We start from the raw sequence: 15,856 nt of genomic DNA, 5'->3' as shown, positions 1-15,856 counted from the left end.
TGGCCCTTTACTTTATTAGAATCTGACTTCGCAAATGCGCTTTGGACAAAAACCCCGAGTATTTTCGGGGTTTTGACTTTATTCGCTTGATCTTTGCTGCCAAGGCCTTTTTAAAGTTGGAGATTGACTTACTAAGCTGATTTAGCTTAAGCAAACTGCGGGTAGATCGCGGCTACACCGCCGGCCAATGCGCTTTGGACGCCGCGGCTGGTATCATCGGCAACAATCTCAAAGCTTCCGGATTCTATTCCATCAATTGCGATTTTGGCGATCTCTGCAGGATTGGCCTTAGGCGCATTAACGCTTGAAGTCATGTCTGTCTCCATATAGCCTACATGCAAGCCGGCAACTCGAATATTTTGTGGGTACAGATTGATGCGCAAATCGTTCGTCAGTGCCCACTCTGCCGCCTTCGCAGCCGAATACGCTCCACTGCTTCCCATACTTAACCAAGATAATGCGGATAAAATATTCAGAATGGCCCCTCCCCCATTATTCGCAAGGACAGGCGCGAAAGCACGAACCATGAATAAGGTGCCGAAGAAGTGCGTATTTAATTCCAAATGGATTTTATCGAGATCGCCGTCAAGCAAAGATGCGCCCGTAGACGAGCCTGCATTGTTGATCAGCAGCGTAACATCCTTCACAGCCATTGCAGCAGCGGCAACCGCTTGAGGGTCGGTAATATCCAATTTGACAGGTATTGCTCCGGGAATGTCAATGGACTCCGGATTTCTTGCTGCGGCATACACCTTAGATCCCCTGGATAGAAGTTCAAGAGCCAGATGGCGGCCAAAACCTCGGTTCGCGCCGGTGACCAAAGCAACTTGTTCGGAAATGTTCATTTTTCATTTGCTCCTTTATGATTTGTTTTAGGCAAGCGATTCCTTCATTGATATAATAATCTTCCCTTTTGCTCTGCCCGATTCGGAGTACGCTATTGCTTGTTGGGAGTTTTCAAAAGAATATATCCGATCAATAACGGGCTTTATTTTATCGGATTCAATCCACTCGGTAAGGATCTCCAATTGTTTGCCGCTTGGTTTCATAAACAGGAAACCGTACTTGACCTTATATTTTTTCTCCAGCTTGGTAAACTTTCGTCTTTTGTTGGTTAGGCATTGACTTGTTCCTCCTCGTTCGTTATTTTCGGTTCACATTTGAGAACGATCATTCTAGTTAATGCGCAAGCCTTGATTGCGAAAGGGAGAAATAGCTTGGGGCAAAAGCTTTACGGGAACGATCGTTCTAATTTAAAGAAAAAAATGTTACGCCTCTAAATGCTTCATCGATGTGCGGGCGATGCGGTGAAGCTTTTCTTTGGCAACCGACATTCTTGCCATTGCCCTTAAACCAACCCATACATTATGCAGATATTCGGCCAATTCTTCGGCATCATGTTCCGTGGAAAATTCACCGTCCCGCTGCCCCCATATGATAATTTCCTTGAGCTGCCGTTCTGCTGCTGTGAACACCTTCGTGAGCTTGGCGTCGACAACGTCATCGCGCACTGCCAATTCCACTGCGGAATTCACCATGAGACAGCCTGGAGGCGAATCTGCATGTCCATCAATCATGAAGCCAAAAATAAACTGAAGAGCTTCTTTGGCCGTCTTGGACCGCTTCACTCCAGCTGCAAGCTCAGCGTTGAATTTCTCGCCAAAACGATCCATCGCTTTCAGGAACAGCATATGTTTGTCGCCAAATGTGTCATACAAGCTTCTGCGATGGATGCCCATGCGCTCGACCAGATCGGTCATCGACGTCTTCTCGTAACCTTGTTCCCAGAAGAGCCTCATCGCTTTATCCAAAACCTCGTTCTCTTCAAACTCCTTGCTTCTCGCCATTCCATTTCCCTCCCGTCATCAATATAGCATATTGAGAACGATCAGTAAAGAATTGAAGTCTTAACGATTCATTCGTCACGTCGCGAGTTTGCCGTCACCAATGGTACGGTACTCCTCGCTGACTGTTTTAGGGCCATCCTTTACGGGATGGCCTTTTCGAGATGAGCGACATGGGATGAACTCCCCATAATCCCCCTTCGATGCGCCTTCCTTACGTGTCGTAACTGACCAAATACGGCTGCAGCCCCGTCTGGTAATAGCCGATGCTGTACTCAACGAGCCGGCCCGCGACATCATGCGTGCGGCGAAGTCGCACGAGCAGCGGCGTCCCTGCCGGCACGCCGAGCAGCTTCGCCGTCTCGGCCGAAGCTGCGCCTACCGAGAAAGCGTCCCGGAAGTTGTCCAGCACGATATCCTGCTCCTCCAGCAAATCGTACAACGATTCGAATGGCAGCCCGCCCGCCTCCTGCTCCGCCTTTGACCATACGTCGGCGGCCAGATAGTGCAGGATGTGGATGTACGGCCGGTCGTTCAGCACATACAGCCGCTCGATCCGGATCGCTTCCGGTCCGAGCTGGCCGTGCAGCTCCGTCCCCGGCTCCAGATTCTCGCGGGCCGTCGAGATCAGCCTCTTCTCGAGGCGATGCCCCTCCTCGACAAGCAGCTCGGTGAACCGCTTGCCCTTGGAGAGGCGGGAGACCGACATGTTGGTGAGGACGATGGTGCCGATGCCGCTTTTTTTCTCGACATAGCCTTCCTCGGCCAGCTCCCGGATCGCGTTGCGCACCGTCATCTTGCTGACGTTGAACTCCTTCTCCAGCTGCGGCTCCGGCGGGATATGGCCGCCCAGCGGATAGACGCCGTGAAGGATGCGATCTTTGACGATTTTTTTGACCTGCAAATACAGCGGGCCTTTCTTGCGGGTGATCGTCATCCCTGCTCCCTCCTCTCCTATCTCCGTCTTATCGTTCGACGTCGCCGGCCGCGCGGGACATCGCCTTCACGACATCGGCCTCCGTCGCCATCGGCGTATCGCCGTGCACCGTATGCGCGAGCACCGCCGCGGCCGTCGCGTAATCGACCGCGAATTGCGGATCGCAGCCCCTCAGCCAGGCGTGGATCATGCCGCTCGCATACGCGTCGCCCGCGCCGACCCGGTCGTACACCGAGAAGGTGGACGGCTGCGCGAAGCGGAAGGCTCCTTCCGCATACAGGTAGCCGGCCAACGTATGGGTGTTGTCCCCGTTAACCTTGCGATGCGTGCCGGCGATCATGGCGATTCCGTACTGTTTCGCCACTTGCGGGATGAGCTCCTGCAGCTGCGCCAACCGGTCGGTCGCGCCGCTCGGCATGCCGAGCGTCAGCATCGCGTCCTTCTCGTTCATGAAGACGATGTCCGCCAGCTCCAGCATGTCGCGGTAATGCGGCGCCGCCGCCGCATAGCCGTCCTCGCCCCACAGCGACGGACGGTAGTTGCAGTCGAAGATCACCGTGCCGCCGCGGCTCTTGACCTCGCGGGCCAGCTGCTTGATCTGCGTGCGGGCCAGCTCGTTCATCGCGAGCGTGATGCCGCAGAAGTGAACCGCATCGACCGCGGCGGCGATCCGCTCCCAGTCGCCCGGGGCGTTCGGCACGGTATTGAAGCTGCTGCCGAGCCGGTCCGTGTAGGTCACCTTGCTTGGACGAATCCCGAAGCCATGCTCCAGGAAGTACATCCCGATATACCGGCCGCCCCGGTTCACGAACGGCGTCTGAATGCCCAGCTTGCGCAGATGCGCCAGCGCGGCGTCGCCGAGCGGATTGTCCGGCAGCGTGCTGGCCAGATACGCCTCATGGCCGAAACGGGCCAGCGCCGAGACGACGTTGACCCCGCTCCCCGAGAAGGAATAGGCGAGATTGCCGCTTTGGGACAGTGTCTGGAAGCCCGGCGTCTCCAGGCGCATCATCACTTCGCCGAACGCGGCTATCCTAGACATAGCGATCGACCAGCGCTTTCAGCTCGCCGAGCAGCGTGCGTACATCGTCCACTCGCGTATCGCCGCTCGCCGGATCGATGATCGACGAGTAGACATGCGGGATCACCTGCGGGACGCCCGCCTCCAGCGCGATCTCGAGAATGTTGCCGAAGTTGTCCAGGTCGATGCCGCCGGTCGGCTCCAGCGCGAAGCCTTCCTCGCCGCAAGCTTTGGCGACGGCGCGGTATTCGTCCTCCAGCTTCAGTCCCTGCATCGGGAAGTACTTCAGCGCATGGCCGCCCATATCCCGCACCAGCTCGATCGCCGCTTTGACCGGAACGATCGCCTTGTCGGGAGCGGCCGCGCTGAACACGCCCGTTGAGATGTTCACGTAACCCGGCTGGCCGCAAGGCGACACGAGCGCGTTGATCCAGCTCTCGCGGCCGCCCAGGTTGGCGCTGGTGGCGCCGACGGCCGGGAGGATCTGGTTGACGTGATTGCCCGCATACGACTTGACGATCTCCGCCACGACTGCTCCCTGGCGGTTGTCGCCCGCGCCGAGACCGATCGATACCGCGTCCTCGATAGCCGCGCCGTACTGCTTCATCGCTTCCGCCGCCGCCGAAGCATCGGGATACGCCTTGGAGAGCACCCCGACGACGATGTGGCCTTCCGCCGCTTCGTATACGTCGCGGGCATTGCCGATGCTGCCTGCCAGCACGTTGAGCGCCGCTTTGTTCTTGTACAACCGGTTATAGATGCTTGCCATTACCGATCTCCTCCAATAATGTCTTGAATGCGCGTAATGATCACCTGCAGATCGTCGCCCTGGAGCGAACGCGGATCGAGGTCGAAATACCCTTGCGCGAGTCCGTAATCCCGTGTATAGACCGCAATGTCGCCGCCTCGCAGCCCATCGTTGACCGCGCGAGCGGACAGGCCTGCCGCCGCTTCGTCGATCTTGATCCGCCCGCGGAAGATCGCCCGGCCGGCCTCGTCCTGGACGATGCCGACGCTCACGCCCGGCAGCTCGTTCAGGACGTCCAGCGCCGCCAGCGCCGCGCGCTCCTCCCCGCTCTTGTCTTCCTTAACGAAATACTCGTCCAGCGCCTGCAGCAGCCCGAAGATCGACTCCTTGCCCACCTTCATGCTTCGGCCGATGCCATGCAGCTGCGTCTTCACCCAGCCGACATAGCCGGCTTTGCCCGCCACGATGCCGGAGGTCGGGCCTTCGATCGCCTTGGAGCCGCTGTAGATGACGAGGTCCGAGCATGCCGGGTACTTGCGCAGATCCTCCTCGGCGGCGGCGTCGACGATCAGCGGCACGCCGCGGCGCCGCGCCACTTCCCACGCGTCCTCGACCTTGATCATGTTCTTCTGGACGCAGTGATGCGATTGCACGAACAGGATCGCCGCCGTACGCTCGTTAATCGCCATCTCCAGATGCTCCTTGCGGCCTTCGTTGGCGTAGCCGACCTCGACGAGCTTGCCTCCGCCGAGCGCGACCATCGTCTCGACCGGAGCGCCGTACTGGACATTATGTCCCTTGAACAGAATGATCTCGTTATTCGCGGGCAGCTCCTGATGCAGCTTCAGGCTGGCCCGATTGTCGCCGCGCGTGACGACGGCCGCCACGGTCATGGCGATTCCGCTGGAGGCGGAATTGACGACGACCGCATCCTCGGCATTCAGCAGCCTCGCAACGTACGCGCCGGACTTGTCGAGCAGATCGGCCATCTCCACATAGCTCTGGCCGCCCGTCTTCACCGCGTCCATGACGCCGTCGGCCGGAGCCGAGACGCCGAGGATGCTCATCCGGCCGCTGGCGTTGACGACGCGCTTCAATCCGTATTTAGCATGCAAAGTATGATCCATCGATAACTGCTCCTTTGGCTTGAATATAAGTATCCGCCGTACGCGTCTCCCCTTCGGAATCGATCAGCGTCTTGCTCCCCCGCACGACGTCGAACAGCGTCAGATCGGCCGCTCCGCCGACCTTCAGCTCGCCGAGCTCCGGCCTTCCCAGCCATCGCGCCGCTTTGACCGTCACGGCGTCTACAACCTCTTGCAGACTGTAGCCAAGATAGAGAAACTTGCTCATCACATCGGCCAGGCTGTAGACGGGCCCGCGGAGCCGGTTGCTCTCGTAGATGTCCGTGCTGATCGTGTGCAGCGGAACTCCGGCCGCCCGGGCTTGTTCCGCCACGCGGAAAGAGAAGCTCGCAGACCCGTGGCCGACGTCCAGATGCACGCCGCGCGCTATCGCGTCCAGCAGCGCGGGAAGCGGCCGTCCTTGCCCGTCGAAGAGGTTGTTGGCCTTGCCGTTCAAATAGTGGGTGACGATATCGCCCCGCGCGAGCAGCGCCATCACCTCGTCGATTGCCGGCGGCCCCGAGCCGATATGGACCATCAAGGACCGCCCCGTCGCCTCAGAAAGCCGACGGGCGCGCCTTAGCGGCTCGATGCCCTGCTCCTTCACCACGCTGCGGCTGATCCGCGCCTTGAGCCCGACAATGAAGTCCGGGTAGGCATGCAGAGCCTCCTTCACGGCCGTCTCGTCGATCCATGCCGGATCCGACAGCTCGTCGATGCGCCCCAGACCGATCCGGGAAATGTTCAGAAAGGCCAGCAGCCGGGTGGCTGCCCGGCTGCCCGCCGCACGCAGCTCCCCGATGCGGTCGGCGCCGCAGCTGCCGGCGTCAACGATCGTCGTCACGCCTTGCTTCACGCCGATCTCGTCGACCGCATCGCCGTACGGGTTAAGCTCGCGGAAGGCGTGCACGTGCATGTCGATCCAGCCGCCGGATACGCAGCCGCCTTCGGCGACGACCTCGCCTTCGCCCGTCCCCGGAGGGACGATCGCGGCGATCTTGCCGTCTTCTATGACAATGTCGGCTGCCTGCCCGTCCAGCCGTTTCGTATTTCGCAGTACAGTACCCATGTTCTTGAAGCGTCCTTCCCTTCTGCGACAGCGCCTGTACGTTGCCCAAAAATTTCTTCGTCCATAGCTTAACACATCCTAGCATTGAAATAAATATAACGTTATAATGTTTAAAGAAACAATAAAATTGAACTAGCCGAATCCGTCCAAACGATCGTTTTATCCGACGCAAGCCCTATACGGCAGGCGTCTTACCGCGTCCCTGTTGTCTGCAATAGCAACATCGAATCGGCCGAAATGGTATACTGTTCGGATACGCCAGGAAGCACTTATCTCCGGGAGGTCACCGTGAAATTATCCGTTAAGCCATCCAGCATGAAATCGGGCATCCGCTTCAATTGGAACCGCTTCAAGTCCAAGCTGCTCGTGACTTACACGTTATCTTATATTCTCATCTTTTTGGTTCCGCTTTCAGGCGTCACCTTCATCATCTATCATAACGCGACGGCCAATCTGCGCTCCGAGATCGAGCAGTCCAACGTCAACCAGCTGAGCCAGGTGAGGCTCTCCATCGACAATCAGATGACCAACCTGCTGGAGACCGCCAATACCATTTCATTCGACGAGCATCTCACCAGGTTCATGGTCTCGCATCCGTTCTACGGCCGGGACGCCATTGCTTCGCTGGCGCGTTACAAGACCAGCAACACGATGCTCGAGGAGCTGTTTCTCTACTATCGCGGCGACGATCGGATCTACTCCAGTCTGGGGATGACCGGTCTCGACCTCATGTTCGACGACATGTTCCGCTTCGAGCGCTGGCAGCCCGAGGAGATCAAGCAGGCGCTCAACGAAACGAATATCACCACCGTGCGTCCGGCCGAAAACGTCACCGTGCACTCGCGGAAGGAACCCAAGCTGGCGATGCTCGTCCCGATCAAGACCAACGATCCGTATCCGTACGGCACCATCCTGTTTCTTATGAAGGAAGAGCAGCTGACGGGCGTCATGGATTCGATCTTGAACGACTTCTCCGGGAGCAGCTATATTTTCTCGGGCACGGGCGAGGTGCTGACGGCCAACTACCGCGGCGACGCTCTGCGCGGCCACGATTTGACGTCGCTGGCCGAGCTCGATCCCGGCATCCACAATATGGAGCTGGGCGGCGAGCGCTATTCGGTCGTCACGGTCAAGTCCAGAGTCAACGGCTGGACGTACGCCACGGCCATTCCCAGCTACCAGTTTTTCGAGCAAGTCGGCCAGATCCGCACGATCATCCTGCTCGTCTTCGTGATCACGGCGCTGGCCGGCATCGCCGCGGCGATGCTGCTTGCAAGGCGGCAGTACCACCCGATCCGCGACTTGCTGGAGTTCGCATCTCTGCAAGGCGGCGCCAGGGAGACGCCCAGGACCCGCAACGAATGGGACTGGATCAAACAGACGATCCATGATTACCACGCCCGCATCGACATGCAGGAGCCGTTCGTGCGCAACCAATGCCTCATGCTGCTGTTCAAGCACGGCAAGCCGGACGATCCCGAAATCGAGCGGATGATCGTCCGGTCCGGACTGGAACTGCCGGAAGGGGCCACCTGCTTCACGATCATCCTGAGCTTGGACGAGCAGAGCCTGGGCGAGCAGTCGTGGGAGGGTCAGCAGACGCTTCGCGCCTGGCTTCATCAGCTGGAGCTGCCCGAGCTGCAAGCCCGGATCTACGGCGTCGAATTTTCCGTTACCCACCAGCTTGCTCTCATGGTAACGCTGCTGCCGTCGGAGGAGGACGACGAGGCGAGCCGCATCGGCCAGGTCGTCGACGAGCTCGACGAGCGGCTGGCGCAGCGGCTGCCTAGGCGGCCCAATCTGGGCGTAGGCACCGTGTACGACGACTTATCCGGGCTGAACCAATCCTTCCTCGAAGCCGCCTCGGCGCTCGAGCAGCGGAAGCTGACGTTCAGCGGCCGGATCGCTTACTTCGAGGAGTTGACGGAGCCTTCGGCTGCGGCCTTCTCCGGCGAGAGCTACTGGATTCCGAAGAAGTCGCTGCTCAAGCTGGAGCAGAGCCTGAGGCAAGGAAACGAAGCGACGGCGCTCCAGCTGATCGCCGGCATGATGGAGAAGCTGAAGCGGGAGAAGCTGCCGGTCGGCCTGCTTCGCTGTCTATGCTTCGACGTGCTCAACTCCCTGCTGCGGACCGCCGCCGAGCTCGGCATGGACGAGGTGCACGGCGAGATTTCGTCGCTGCACGCCTTCGAGACGCTGGAGGGGCTGGAGAACAGGCTCAGCTCGCTCGCGGTCCGAATCTGCGGCGAAGCGACGCACCGGACCGAGACGGTGCAGCCGGCGCTCATGGACGAGATCGTCGCTTACGTCGAGCAGAACTACGCGGACTATACGCTCAGCCTGGAGCATATCGCCCTCAAATACGATACGTCCACCTCGTACCTGAGCCGCAGCTTCAAGGAGAAGACGGGCTTCAACTTTACCCAGTACATCTGGCAGTGCCGGCTGAGGGAAGTGATCCGGCAGCTGCTCCACACCAGCGCGCCGCTCAAAGAAATAATCGAGCGCGTCGGCTATCTGGATGCGCCGAACTTTATCCGCAAGTTCAAGAAGGAAACCGGCTACACGCCCGGCCAGTACCGCAAGCTGCACGGCGCAAGCGGATTCGTCCATGGCGAAGAGTGACTTCGCGTATTTCGGCAAAAGGAGCTGTCCACCGTTGTTCGACGTTCGGGACAGCTCCTATTTGTTTAAGCCTTCGGCTCGTTCAGAATGTACTCCACCAGCTCGTCCAGCGGAACGGTCGCAAGCGCGATCGCCGTATCCGTCACGCCGTAATAGATGTAGAGCAGACCGTCCTTCACGACGTTGCCGGTCGGGAAGATGACGTTCGGAATCTGGTAGCCGAACTTCTCGTAATACGTCTCCGGCTCCATGATGAAGTTATGCGTCCGGGCGATGATCTTCTCCGGATTGTCCAGATCGAGCAGCAGCGCTCCGACCCGGTAGACGACCTGGTCGTCGACGCCGTGGTAGAGGACGAGCCAGCCCTTGTCCGTCTTGACCGGCGGCGTCGAGCCTCCGATCTTGCGGGATTCCCAGGCCATGTTCTCGGCTTTGGCGAGCAGCTTAGGCGCTTCCCAATGGATCAGATCGTCGGAGTACGAAATCCACATGGCCGCCTTCTCCGTGCCGTATTGTTCGCCGACGTATTCCTCCGGACGGCGCAGCAGGACGTACTTGCCGTTAATTTTCTCCGGGAACAGGATGTTGTCGCGGTCGTTAATGTCCAGCTCGGTCGTATCCGCAACGAACTCCCAGTCGATGAGGTTGTCCGACTTGACGATGGACGAGCGGGTCAGCCAGTGTCCCTCCTGCTCGCCCCAGCCGTCCGGGTACTTCGGGAACGAGCGTTCCGGCACGCCCGTGTTCGTCGGATAATAATTCATCGCGCAAGGCCGCAGCGCATAGTTCATGTAGAACGTGCCGTCGATCTTGACGACGCGCGGATCCTGCACGCTTCCGTACGGGAAGCCGAGCTCGTCGGGCGTCAGCACCGGCTCGTCCTTCACGTGGGTGAAGCGGACGCCGTCCTCGCTCTCCAGCAGGCCGAGAAAGTTTTTGCAAGGGGTAAGCGAACCGGCGGTCCGCTCGATCATATAAAATTTACCCTCTTCGATAATGACGGCCGGATTGAAAACCGTCGCCTTCCGCCATTCGTATTCGCCGGGAACGACGATCGGATTTTCGGGATGTCTCGTAATTTTCATGGCATTATTCCTCCTGTGCGGGCGCACGGTCTGTAATTTGACTTCCCCGATTCGAAACAAAAACTCTCCGGGCAGCGGAAGCCTCGGAGAGTTTTCGGTCGATCATAAGGTCCGGTGCTTAGTTGGCCTTCCAGCGGTCGTAGGCGGTTTGGTAAATCTCGGCCATACGTTCGCCGCCCATCTTTTTGATTGTGCCGACGTAGCTGTCCCAGTTCGCGAGCGGCTCGGCGCCGGTGACGAACTTGGCTTCCATCTGACGCACGTACGTGTTGAGATCGGAGGTCATGGTCGTAACTTCAGCTTGCTCTTCCGGCGTCAGGAACAGCACCGGGAACGGGATGCGGGCGCCGCGGTCGAGAAGCTTGGTCTTGGTCTCGTTGGCGATCCAGGCGTCCACGTCGCCGAGCAGGCCGTTGTCGATCTCCGGAAGGTTGATCGTCGGTGCCGGAATGCCGTAGTTCGGCGTAATTTTGGAGCGGTATTCCTCGCGGTCGCCGCCGTCCGGTACGGGCAAGTATTCCTTCTTGTAATTTTCTTTGTCCGTGTATTTCCACAGAATGCCTTCCGGTCCTTTGTTGAACATGGTCGCGCCTTCGATCGAATACGAGTAGTCGATCCAGCGGATGGAAGCCTCCGGAGACGGATTCGTCTCGGAGATCGCGAAGGCGCCGGTGTTGATGCCTTTGTTCTTGGCGATGGCCGGCGTAGCCGCGAATTCGCTCGATACCGGGCTGTACATCGGGTCGGACGTATTCGGCTCTTCGCCCATCATCTGGAAGGCGGTCCAAGCCGAGAACATGCCGAGCTGGTTGTTGCGCGCCTTGGCCTCGCGCTGCTCCGCCGTTTGCGAGAAGCTCTCGTGATCCAGCAGATCTTCGTTCCACAGACGGTTCAGGTACGTCAAATATTGCTTGTAGCCCTCTTCCATCGGGGTGTAATGAACTTTGTCGTTGTCGTCGACGTAAATTTCTTCTTCGTGAATGCCGAAGGAACCGAGCAGCCAGGTGCGGATATCGCGCAGGCTGTTGCCCGGGGAAGCGGAAGACAACGGAATTTCGTCGGCCTTGCCGTTGCCGTTCGGATCTTCTTCCTTGACGCGCTTAAAGTACGTATACAGCTCTTCGGTCGTTTCCGGCAGCTTGTCCATGCCGAGCGCTGCCAGGTAATCGCCGTTGTACCAGAGCGGATTGCGGTACCACGGCTGGTTGAATTCAATGACCGGCAGCGCGTAGATATGGCCGTCCGGCGCGGTGATCGATTTGCGGATGTCCGGATTCTCGTCGAGAATCTTCTTCACGTTAGGCGCGTAGCCTTCGATCAGGTCTTCAAGCGGAACGAGAATGCCCTGCTCGCCGTAATTCATTTGCTCCGCCGGCGTCAATCCCGCCGCATAGAAAATATCGGGATAAGTGCCGCTTACGAATACGAGGCTTTTCTTCGTTTCGAAGGCGTCCTTCGGCGCATTCTGGAACTCCATGCGAATGCCCGTCAGCTTCTCCATCTCTTCGAACAGCGGCATTTTGTCCCAGCTTTGGATGCCGACGTCCGGCCCCATCATCGTGAGCGTCAACGGCTCGTTGACGACCGGGAATCCTTCCTTGTTCACTTTGTCCGCGGTCTCGCTCGGCTTGTTGCCGCCGCTCTCTTTCTCTTCCGCCGAGCCGCAGCCGGCAAGCAGACCTGCCAGCATGACGCCCGAAAGCGCCAGACCGAGCCCTTTTTTTGCAGTTTTCATTTACGTGCTCCTCCTTTTGATCACATACTGTTACTTCTTATAATAAACGAAGTCGACGGCGAACCGCTCTTCGATTATTAATGCTCGCCAAACGCCCGGCATTGCCGGTCACGCTTAGCCCTTCACCGAACCGATCATGACGCCCTGCACGAAATAGCGCTGCAGGAACGGATAGATAACGATGATCGGCAGCGTGGAGACGATGATGACGGCGTATTTCACAAGCGAAGCGACCTCCGCCTTGGAGGCGGCCAGCTGCGCCATTTCGCCGCTCAGCGCCGCTCCGTTCGTCTCCGCGCCCATCTGCTGAAGCACGAGAATTTGCCGAAGCACCATCTGCAGCGGGAACTTCGTATCGTCGTTCAAATAAATCAGGGCGGAGAAATAGCTGTTCCAGTGCCCGACGCCGTAGAACAGCGCCATGACGGCGATGATCGGCGCCGACAGCGGCAGCACGATCCGAATGAACAGGCGCATATTGGTACAGCCGTCGATATGCGCCGCCTCCTGCAGCTCCTTCGGAATCGTGGACTGGAAGAACGTCCGGGCCACGATAATGTTCCACACGGAGGCGGAGACCGGCAGGATCAGCGCCCACATCGAGTTGATCATGCCGAGATCCTTCACGACCAGGTAAGTCGGCACCAAGCCGCCGCTGAAAAACATCGTAATCAGGATCAGGATCATAAAGAACCGCCGGCCGAAGAAGTCGCTTCGGCTGAGCGCGTAAGCGGCGGGCAGCGTCACCGCCAAATTGATCAAGGTTCCGATGACGGTGTAGAATATCGTATTGCGGTAGCCTAGCCAGATCCGGGCGTTCTCGAACACGAGCTTGTAGCCTTCCAGCGTCAAGCCTTTGGGAAGAAGCCACATCTCGCCGGAATTTACGAATTTGGGCGTACTGATCGATGCGCTGAGCATGTAGATCAGCGGGTAGAGCACGACGATGAGCGCCGCCGTCAAGAAGAGATAGACCAGGACAAGAAAAGCCTTGTCCCCTTTGGATTCTTTAATTGCCGATACCATCGATGTGACCTCCTATTACCACAAACTGTTGTCGCTGGTCTTTTTGGCGATTCGGTTGACCGTTATGAGCAGAATGGCATTGACCGCCGAATTGAACAGACCGACTGCCGTAGAGAAGCTGAGCTGATTGTTCAGCAAGCCTGACCTGTACACGAAGGTCGAGATGACATCGGAGGATTCGATGTTCAGCGAGTTTTGCAGCAGCAGTATTTTTTCGTAGCCGACGCCGAGAATGTTGCCCACGTTCAGGATGAGCAGGATCGCGATCGTCGGGATAATCGTCGGGATATTAATATGAATGACCCGCTTGATGCGGCTCGCGCCGTCGACGATGGCCGCTTCGTGCAGCTGCGGATCGACGCCCGACAAGGCGGCCAGATAGATGATCGTGCCCCATCCCGCGCTTTGCCATACGCCCGAGATGACGTAGACCGTCTTGAACCACCGCGGATCCTCCAGGAACGCTGCGGGCTCTATGCCGATCCACTCGATCATGCGGATCAGGATCCCCGAGGAAGGGCTCAGGAACGTAATGATCATCCCCGCCATAACGACGATGGAAATAAAATGCGGCGCGTAAGTAACCGTTTGCACGCTCTTTTTGAAAAAGCCGTTCTTGATCTCGTTGAACGCCAGCGCCAGAATGATCGGCAGCGGGAAGCCGACCGCGAGCTCATACAAGCTGAGGCTGAACGTGTTCCACAGCAGATCCCAGAAATAATAAGAGTTGAAGAACCGTTCAAAGTGGTCGAACCCGACCCAAGCGCTGCCGGCTATGCCTTTGGCCGGCAAGAAGTTTTTGAAGGCGATCTGAACGCCGTACATCGGTACGTAATGAAAAATAATGAAATACAATATACACGGTGCGACGAACAGGTACAGCTCCCAATTGTGGATGATTCGTCTTCGCCAGGAGGTCTTCTTGATTCCCGGCTTTGTCTGCAGCGCCAGCTCTTGACTTGCTTTCAAATCGTACCTTCTCCTTTCCCTTGGCTCGGCCTCTGAACCGCCAACGCATGACGGCGGCCGATTTCCCTATAAAGCAAGCGCGTTCATTTCCGTCTTGCCCGACTCATACATCAAATTGTAGGCAACGCGGCGGGCCCCGGTAAATATGTCGAATGTGCATTGTCATGCCAAAAAGCCCGTCATGCCAGGCATGACAAGGCTTTCAGCTTTCGGGACGCGATTCCCGTATTGTCGTTGTCAGTTGCGAAATGTGTTGGATTTTACCCCTATTCCGGCTACAAATGATACATATTGCGCATAACCGCGAGGTGTGACATTCTTTCTTGAGTCCGATTACATCTCTACTGGAGGTTTGTCCATCCCATGCAACTACCTGCTTCCGTATCCCGTTTCCTTGACCGGGCCGACGAGCGGCTGGCCCACCGGCCCAAGCTGCAGCGGCTGTTCCGCAACTGCTACCCGAATACGCTCGAGACGACGACCAAGCTGCTTGACGACGGCACGACGTTCGTCTTCACCGGCGACATCCCGGCGATGTGGCTGCGCGACTCCACCGAGCAGGTGCGCCACTATTTGCCGCTTGCCAGAGAGGACGAAGAGCTCCGGCGCATCCTGAGCGGACTGATCGCCCGTCAAATGTTCTATTTGACCATCGACCCGTATACGAACGCCTTCAATGAAACGCCCAGCGACGCGCACTACCGCGCAAGCGACGACTGCGGCCTGAACCCGTGGATGTGGGAGCGCAAGTATGAGCTCGATTCCATCTGCTTCCCGGTACAGCTGCTGTACGACTATTGGCAAGAGACCGGTTCCACCGATGTCTTCACCGACACCTGCTACCGGGCGCTCACGTCCGTCGTCAATCTCATGATCACCGAGCAGCGGCATATGGAGCGGTCGCCGTATCATTTTACCCGCGATACCGACAAGGAGACCGAGACGCTGCAGAACGACGGCCGCGGCATGCCCGTGAACTACACCGGCATGACCTGGTCCGGCTTCCGCCCGAGCGACGACGCTTGCCTGTTCGGCTACAACATTCCGAACAATATGTTCGCCGTCGTGGCGCTCGGGCATATCCGCCGCATCGCCGGCGAGATTTACAAGGACGAGCGGCTGGCCGAGCGGGCGGAGAAGCTGCGCAAGGAGATCGACTTCGGCATCCGCGCCTACGGCATCGTGAATCATCCGAAGTACGGCCCCATCTACGCGTACGAGACGGACGGCTTCGGCAACTACTGCCTAATGGACGACGCCGGCACGCCGGGGCTTATTTCGATCCCGTATATCGGCTACGTCGGCGCCGACGATCCGGTGTACCGGAATACGCGCCGGTTCGCGCTGAGCTTCGACAATCCGTTCTACTTCGAAGGCAAGCATGCCCGCGGCATCGGCAGCCCGCATACGCCGGGAGGCTATGTATGGCATATGGCGCTCTCCATGCAGGCGCTCACCTCCGATAGCGACGACGAGATCCGCGAGCTGATCGACATGCTCGTGAACACCGACGCCGATACCGGCTACATGCACGAGGGATTCCACCCCGACGACCCGGCAGACTTCTCGCGTCCATGGTTCGCCTGGTCCAACAGCCTGTTCGCCGCCCTCATCGTCAAGGCGATGGATCGCGGTTTGGTGTAGCCTGCAAGCTCATCCAAGCAAAAAAATAA

At 58.2% G+C, this 15,856-nt stretch carries 13 protein-coding genes and 1 pseudogene; 2 read left to right on the top strand and 12 right to left on the bottom strand.

Features of this window, described 5'->3' with window-relative positions; all coding sequences use genetic code 11:
* Positions 1–146: 146 nt before the first annotated feature.
* The 8 genes and pseudogenes from IDH41_RS08225 to IDH41_RS08190 form a co-directional block, all read right to left on the bottom strand.
* The gene (locus IDH41_RS08225; protein ID WP_190859941.1) at positions 147–845 is read right to left on the bottom strand and encodes an SDR family oxidoreductase; all 699 of its coding nucleotides are present in this window, start codon (positions 843–845) and stop codon (positions 147–149) included.
* Positions 846–872: 27 nt separating this feature from the next.
* Positions 873–1,103: pseudogene (locus IDH41_RS08220) on the bottom strand (zinc-binding dehydrogenase); the annotation flags it as partial.
* A gap of 165 nt (positions 1,104–1,268) precedes the next feature.
* Positions 1,269–1,847, bottom strand: coding sequence for a TetR/AcrR family transcriptional regulator (locus tag IDH41_RS08215; RefSeq protein WP_190859940.1), 579 nt, complete (start codon positions 1,845–1,847; stop codon positions 1,269–1,271).
* Between the two features lie 211 nt (positions 1,848–2,058).
* Positions 2,059–2,781, bottom strand: a complete 723-nt coding sequence (locus IDH41_RS08210; protein ID WP_190859938.1) for a GntR family transcriptional regulator — start codon at positions 2,779–2,781, stop codon at positions 2,059–2,061.
* Between the two features lie 28 nt (positions 2,782–2,809).
* Positions 2,810–3,823 (bottom strand): sugar kinase, encoded by a 1,014-nt coding sequence (locus IDH41_RS08205; RefSeq protein WP_190859936.1) that lies wholly within the window; start codon positions 3,821–3,823, stop codon positions 2,810–2,812.
* Positions 3,816–4,571, bottom strand: coding sequence for a 2-dehydro-3-deoxy-phosphogluconate aldolase (gene dagF / locus IDH41_RS08200; protein WP_190859934.1), 756 nt, complete (start codon positions 4,569–4,571; stop codon positions 3,816–3,818). The genes IDH41_RS08205 and dagF overlap by 8 nt, the downstream gene beginning before the upstream one ends.
* Entirely contained in the window at positions 4,571–5,677 is a 1,107-nt protein-coding gene (locus IDH41_RS08195) for a DgaE family pyridoxal phosphate-dependent ammonia lyase (RefSeq protein WP_190859931.1), read from the bottom strand. The genes dagF and IDH41_RS08195 overlap by 1 nt, the downstream gene beginning before the upstream one ends.
* Complete coding sequence (locus IDH41_RS08190) at positions 5,655–6,743, bottom strand: amidohydrolase/deacetylase family metallohydrolase (protein WP_190859930.1); 1,089 nt, start codon at positions 6,741–6,743, stop codon at positions 5,655–5,657. The genes IDH41_RS08195 and IDH41_RS08190 overlap by 23 nt, the downstream gene beginning before the upstream one ends.
* Before the next feature lie 288 nt (positions 6,744–7,031).
* On the opposite strand from IDH41_RS08190, the gene IDH41_RS08185 reads away from it, so the two are divergent.
* Positions 7,032–9,368: a helix-turn-helix domain-containing protein gene (locus IDH41_RS08185; protein WP_190859928.1), complete on the top strand. Its 2,337-nt coding sequence runs from the start codon at positions 7,032–7,034 to the stop codon at positions 9,366–9,368.
* Positions 9,369–9,433: 65 nt separating this feature from the next.
* Here IDH41_RS08185 and IDH41_RS08180 read toward each other — a convergent pair whose 3' ends face one another.
* The 4 genes from IDH41_RS08180 to IDH41_RS08165 all read right to left on the bottom strand — a co-directional run bounded on the left by IDH41_RS08180 (position 9,434) and on the right by IDH41_RS08165 (position 14,165).
* The gene (locus tag IDH41_RS08180; protein WP_190859927.1) at positions 9,434–10,453 is read right to left on the bottom strand and encodes a glycoside hydrolase family 130 protein; all 1,020 of its coding nucleotides are present in this window, start codon (positions 10,451–10,453) and stop codon (positions 9,434–9,436) included.
* Between the two features lie 118 nt (positions 10,454–10,571).
* A complete protein-coding gene (locus tag IDH41_RS08175; protein WP_190859925.1) occupies positions 10,572–12,188 on the bottom strand; it encodes an extracellular solute-binding protein in 1,617 nt (538 codons plus the stop codon).
* 114 nt (positions 12,189–12,302) lie between these two features.
* The gene (locus tag IDH41_RS08170) at positions 12,303–13,214 is read right to left on the bottom strand and encodes a carbohydrate ABC transporter permease (protein WP_190859923.1); all 912 of its coding nucleotides are present in this window, start codon (positions 13,212–13,214) and stop codon (positions 12,303–12,305) included.
* A 15-nt stretch (positions 13,215–13,229) separates the two neighbouring features.
* Entirely contained in the window at positions 13,230–14,165 is a 936-nt protein-coding gene (locus tag IDH41_RS08165) for an ABC transporter permease (RefSeq protein WP_397327663.1), read from the bottom strand.
* Between the two features lie 381 nt (positions 14,166–14,546).
* On the opposite strand from IDH41_RS08165, the gene IDH41_RS08160 reads away from it, so the two are divergent.
* The gene (locus IDH41_RS08160) at positions 14,547–15,827 is read left to right on the top strand and encodes a glycoside hydrolase family 125 protein (RefSeq protein ID WP_190859919.1); all 1,281 of its coding nucleotides are present in this window, start codon (positions 14,547–14,549) and stop codon (positions 15,825–15,827) included.
* Positions 15,828–15,856 lie beyond the last annotated feature (29 nt).

The sequence above is a fragment of the Paenibacillus arenilitoris genome, assembly GCF_014705655.1.
Taxonomy (GTDB): Bacteria; Bacillota; Bacilli; order Paenibacillales; family Paenibacillaceae; genus Pristimantibacillus; species Pristimantibacillus arenilitoris.
Note: the sequence above shows the minus strand (reverse complement) of the source record. Positions and strands in the feature narration are given on the sequence as shown.

Excerpts from the sequence above, each read along its gene's own strand:
- IDH41_RS08175 (WP_190859925.1), bottom strand. The coding sequence starts at position 12,188 with ATGAAAACTGCAAAAAAAGGGCTCGGTCTGGCGCTTTCGGGCGTCATG.
- IDH41_RS08195 (WP_190859931.1), bottom strand. The coding sequence starts at position 5,677 with ATGGATCATACTTTGCATGCTAAATACGGATTGAAGCGCGTCGTCAAC.
- IDH41_RS08215 (WP_190859940.1), bottom strand. The coding sequence starts at position 1,847 with ATGGCGAGAAGCAAGGAGTTTGAAGAGAACGAGGTTTTGGATAAAGCG.
- IDH41_RS08180 (WP_190859927.1), bottom strand. The coding sequence starts at position 10,453 with ATGAAAATTACGAGACATCCCGAAAATCCGATCGTCGTTCCCGGCGAA.
- IDH41_RS08225 (WP_190859941.1), bottom strand. The coding sequence starts at position 845 with ATGAACATTTCCGAACAAGTTGCTTTGGTCACCGGCGCGAACCGAGGT.
- IDH41_RS08210 (WP_190859938.1), bottom strand. The coding sequence starts at position 2,781 with ATGACGATCACCCGCAAGAAAGGCCCGCTGTATTTGCAGGTCAAAAAA.
- IDH41_RS08160 (WP_190859919.1), top strand. The coding sequence starts at position 14,547 with ATGCAACTACCTGCTTCCGTATCCCGTTTCCTTGACCGGGCCGACGAG.
- IDH41_RS08170 (WP_190859923.1), bottom strand. The coding sequence starts at position 13,214 with ATGGTATCGGCAATTAAAGAATCCAAAGGGGACAAGGCTTTTCTTGTC.
- IDH41_RS08190 (WP_190859930.1), bottom strand. The coding sequence starts at position 6,743 with ATGGGTACTGTACTGCGAAATACGAAACGGCTGGACGGGCAGGCAGCC.
- IDH41_RS08205 (WP_190859936.1), bottom strand. The coding sequence starts at position 3,823 with ATGTCTAGGATAGCCGCGTTCGGCGAAGTGATGATGCGCCTGGAGACG.
- dagF (WP_190859934.1), bottom strand. The coding sequence starts at position 4,571 with ATGGCAAGCATCTATAACCGGTTGTACAAGAACAAAGCGGCGCTCAAC.